The 4,716-nt window shown below is 64.7% G+C and carries 5 protein-coding genes; 2 read left to right on the forward strand and 3 right to left on the reverse strand.

Translation table 11 applies throughout. The features are described from left to right. A partial coding sequence (locus tag I5M_RS09535) for an alpha/beta hydrolase (protein WP_022721192.1) occupies window positions 1-971 on the forward strand: 971 nt, incomplete at its 5' end. 128 nt (window positions 972-1,099) lie between these two features. Here the strand turns inward: I5M_RS09535 and I5M_RS09540 are convergent. The 3 genes from I5M_RS09540 to I5M_RS09550 form a co-directional block, all read right to left on the reverse strand. Further along, entirely contained in the window at window positions 1,100-2,317 is a 1,218-nt protein-coding gene (locus tag I5M_RS09540) for a S9 family peptidase (protein ID WP_031335963.1), read from the reverse strand. 174 nt (window positions 2,318-2,491) lie between these two features. After that, window positions 2,492-2,746, reverse strand: coding sequence for a hypothetical protein (locus I5M_RS09545; RefSeq protein ID WP_031335964.1), 255 nt, complete (start codon window positions 2,744-2,746; stop codon window positions 2,492-2,494). Between the two features lie 407 nt (window positions 2,747-3,153). Next, window positions 3,154-3,789 (reverse strand): TetR family transcriptional regulator, encoded by a 636-nt coding sequence (locus I5M_RS09550; protein WP_022721195.1) that lies wholly within the window; start codon window positions 3,787-3,789, stop codon window positions 3,154-3,156. Between the two features lie 100 nt (window positions 3,790-3,889). Here I5M_RS09550 and I5M_RS09555 point away from each other — a divergent pair, with 100 nt between their 5' ends. Next, a complete protein-coding gene (locus I5M_RS09555; protein ID WP_022721196.1) occupies window positions 3,890-4,552 on the forward strand; it encodes an O-methyltransferase in 663 nt (220 codons plus the stop codon). Window positions 4,553-4,716 lie beyond the last annotated feature (164 nt).

Consider the following 4,716-nt stretch of genomic DNA (forward strand, 5'->3'; position numbering starts at 1 on the left):
AGCGGATCATGACAACCACCGAGCGCTTCGGTCGCAGCGCCCAGCTCGCATCGCTCGGCCCTCAACTGAGCACCGCGCCCGCCCGCGACGATCTCACCACGCTGGTCGGGCTGAAGAATTCCGCCTTCCCCTATACCGGCAACAATCCGCGCACCGACGAGCCCTTCCTCGACGTCTCTGACGGCAGCCGGCGTGGCCATCGCAGCCTCGGCGGCCGGGTGTACTGGCAGGCCGAGACCTTCAGCGACAATCGCGTGCTGATGCACATCCCGCGCGGCTTCGACATCGACAAGCCCGGCGTGATCGTGGTGTTCTTCCATGGTAACGGCGCGACGCTGGAGCGCGACGTCCGCGACCGCCAGCTGGTGCCGCGGCAGATCAGCGAGTCTGGAGCCAACGCGGTGCTGCTCGCGCCGCAGCTCGCGGTCGATGCCCACGATTCGTCCGCCGGCAAGTTCTGGCAGCCGGGCGCGCTGAAGCGCTTCCTCGCCGAGTCCGCCGATCATCTGGCGCAGCTGTCGGGCGATCCCGGCGCGGCCAGGAAGTTCGCCGCAATGCCGGTGGTGATCGTCGCCTATAGCGGCGGCTTCGTTCCAGCCGCCTACAGCCTCGCCATCGGCGGCGCCAGCGAGCGGATCCGCGGCGTCGTGCTACTCGATGCGCTGTACGGCGAGCTCGACAAATTCGCCGACTGGATCGAGGGGCATCGCAGCGCTTTCTTTGTCAGCGCCTATACGCGGGGCACCAAGCGTCACGACGCAGAGCTGATCCGCATGCTGCGCGACAAGGACATCCGCGTCGCCGACGACTTCGACCGCCGGCTCCGCCCCGGCAGCGTGATCTTCGTCGAAACGCCCGCCGGCGTCAGCCATCGCGACTACGTCACCATGGCTTGGACGCGCAATCCGATACAGCAGGTGATCGGCAAGATGGCCGAGACGCCGGCGCTGGTGCGGATGGCGTCGCAGTAGCGCACTCCTGCGAGATGTAGCGCGTAGCGCGGATGGAGCGGAGCGCAATCCGGGACGCATATGCGCGGTAGTTGTGGTGAGCGTGATTCCGCATGGCGCTTCGCTTATGCGGGCTACGGGCCACTGTCCTACTTCATCCCGTCGAACCAGCTCTTCCACTGCGGCACGGCGGTGACGAAGGTGCCGCGGTGGCTGGTTGGGCCGGTGGAGACGGCCTCGACCTTGTCGTTGCCGGCGCCGATCGCCTGTTGATAGGTCATCGCCAGCCGGCCGAGCCCGGTCGCGATCGCCTCGTCGCTTTCGCCGTAATAATTTCGCACCGGCGTCTTGATGACCCAACGATAGGCATTGGTCTGGGCGACGAGGCGGCCATAGGCCGAGTCGGCGAAATATTGCGGGTCGAAATAGTCCGGACGGATCAGCGCGTGCAGATCGGTGGGAATGTCGGCGGCGTCGATTTTCTGACGCAGATAAGCCTTCCGCGACACATCGTAGTATTTGTCGGTGATCAGCGACTGCGCCAGGCCCGGCACGCCGTAGTAGTTCTCGAACGAAAAGGCCGACAGGATGAACAGCGTGGTGGTCCAGCTCGCGTCGTTCTTCCGCGGGAAATCCAGAAAGCCGCTGAGCGCGACGAAGACGTCGAGCGGTGCGCTGGCGGTGGCGGCGGCGTCGACCTTGATGCCGTCGTGCTCGAGCTTTTCCAGCATCGCCATGGTGACGAAGCCGCCCTGCGACCAGCCGGCGAGGAACAGCTTGGTGACGTCGAGCTTCATGGCGGCCAGCACGGCGCGGCTCGCCGCCAGCATATCGCCCGTGGCCTGTTGATGGCTGTGCTTCACCATGTAGCCCTCAGGCTCGGTGGAGTTGCCCATGCCGAAATAATCGGCGCCGATCATCAGATAGCCCTGCCCGGCGAACTGAGCCAGCATCAGCTGCGTCTCCGGCGACTGATCCGGAAACGACGGCACCTCCTGTTTGCCGTAGACCGTGCCGTGCTGATACGATACCAGCGGTAACGCCTTGGTATCCACCTCGGGGATCGCCAGCAGCCCCGTCGCGGTGATCGGCTTGTTGGCCTTCTCGGGCACCACCGACTGGTAGGTGATGCGATAGAGCCGCACTGCGTTTTTGGCCGGCGTGGTGGAGAATGGGATTCCTGCGAATTTCGGCGTATTGGAGGTCAGGATCTGGTCGAGCTTGGCGACGTCCCAGCGCCCGATCAGTTCGTATTGAACGCCCGAGCTGACCTGGACGACATCGGACTGCTGCTGAGCGCTTGCAGGCTTAGTCCCGGCCAGGGCCAATGACACGGCCAGAGCCGTCAACAACGATCGAATGTTCATCGGCTTCAGCGCTCCGCTCCGGCGGCAACATCGCCGCAGCCCTCCCTAGCGCTTCATCCGTAAAAAATGGGTTGGGAGCCCTGATGTGCGGCCACGCGCCGGCGACGCCTGTCGGCAGGCTCCTGCCCACCTGACCAGAAAAACGCCCCGGCGACTTCGCCGGGGCTTTCTGTATTAGTCATTCTCGTGATGGATCACGGTCTTACTGCGATTGCCGAACTCGTCTTCCTTTTTGATCACGGTCGTGCGCTCGGACGGCTCGCGTTCACGGATGACCGTGGTGTGGTCGACGTCGCGCTCGCGATAGGTCGGAGATTCACCGACCGTCACGCCGGCGCCGACCGGACCGACGCGCACGCCGACTTCGTCCGCCACAGCGGGCGCGGCGACCGACGCGAACATCGCAGCGGCTAGCAAAGCTTTCTTCATGTCAGCCTCCATCTGATAGTTTGTAGTAGCTATCAAATGAGGAGGTGCGGCATTTTGTTCCGGTGAGCGAAAGCGCCGATGCGCACGAATTTTCGGCCTTGCTCGGGAACAAAGCCCTCGACTCGGGCGCCGTGGCTGAACGCGCCGGAATGCACAGTTCGAGGTCTGGTTTAAACAGTTGGATGGGACGACATCGTCGAACCGCCGCCATCGCGTCGGCCAGCCACCATCACGCGCATAACTACAAACTAATCAAGCCGTCGGCGCACAGATTCCGGAATGCACGCAAACATTTCCGCGGAGAACGACACCACCCGACCCGGCGATCAAACGTTCGCGGCGCGAAATATCGCGGTGGCTCGCGGACGGCGATCGCCTCGCCGCCCCGTCCGCGACATCCGCCGCAGTCAGCCGCGCCGCGCCAGATTTTGCAGATAAGCGCACAGCATGTCGGCCAGCGCATCCGCATACGCAGCAATCGCCTCGGAATTTCGCGGTGTGGCGGAAAATTCCTTGCCGACGGCGCTGAGCGTGGTGGTGATCAGCTCGCTCGCCAGCGCGCGGCTGGACTCCGGTGCGTCCGGCAGCGCTTCGCGCATGAACGCATCGATGCTGCGATCCGCCTCGGCACGCGCGGTGCGGGCTTCGGGCGCGTCGCGATACAGCGGCGCGGCATCGTCGAGCGCGCCGCGCACCGCGGCCTCGTCGCACTCCGATTTGATGAAGGCGTGCACCAGCCGGCGCAGTCGCACGAGCGGCGGATCGCTTCGGTCGTCGAGAATCTCCGCGAGCATCGCCGAGGTCTGGCGCCATTCGTCGCTCTGCAGCCGGAACAGGATCGCCGCCTTGTTGGGGAAGTACTGATACAGCGAACCGATGCTGACGCCGGCCTTCTCGGCCACCCGCGCGGTGGTAAAGCGCGGCGCGCCTTCCTTGATCAGAACCTGAACAGCCGCGTCCAAGATGGCCGCCACCAGGTCGTTGGAGCGCGCCTGTTTCGGCTGCTTTCGTGAGGAAATGGAACGAGTTAGGCGGTCGGCCATGGGCGCTTTCAGGAAACGCGAATAGCGAATGCGACTAATTAGTCGTATTTCGGAGGGCGCGCAAGACAGCGCACACAACCTGCCAATTCCGGAGACGACCATGACCACCCTCACCACCGCCCCGCTCGCACCGCTGCTGGCGCGGCTGTTCGTCGACGCCGACGCGCGTTCGCCGGCCGACGATCCGGCGCTGGCCGATCTGATCGGCGATCATGCCCGGCTGATGCGGAGCAAGACCGAGTACCTCGCCTTCTACGGCCGCATGAAAGACCAGCCGCTGGCCGTTTCGCGCCAGACCGGCTCCCTGCTCTACATGCTGGCACGCAGCACCCGCGCCACGTCGATCATAGAATTCGGCACCTCGTTCGGCATCTCGACACTGCACCTCGCCGCGGCGCTCCGCGACAATGGTGGCGGCCGACTGATCACCACCGAGTTCGAGCCCTCGAAGCTGGCACGAGCCCGAGCCAATCTTGTGGACGGCGGCCTCTCCGACCTCGTTGAATTCCGCGAAGGCGACGCGCTGCAAACGCTGCGGACCAATCTCCCGGAACGAATCGACCTGGTTCTGCTCGACGGCGCCAAGGCCCTTTACGCCGATGTACTCGCGCTGTTGGAGACCAGCCTGGCGCCCGGCGCACTGATCGTCGCCGACAATGCCGACTACGCGCCCGATTATCTGGAACGCGTTCGCTCGGCGGCGTGCGGCTACGTCTCGGTGCCGTTCGCTAGCGATGTCGAGCTGTCGATGCGGCTCGGCTGACCCTACCTGCCCCGGGGCGCAGCCCGGGGCTCGGCGCTAGCAGGCCTGGCCGTAAGCGTTCGACGTCAGCCAACGCACCCGTTGCTCCCACGACCAGGCGCTGCTGTCGTGATGCACTCCGGTCTTCCTGCGATTGCCGAACTCTTTCTGGTGAAATTTCAGTT

The sequence above is a fragment of the Rhodopseudomonas sp. B29 genome, from assembly GCF_000333455.1.
GTDB lineage: Bacteria > Pseudomonadota > Alphaproteobacteria > Rhizobiales > Xanthobacteraceae > Rhodopseudomonas.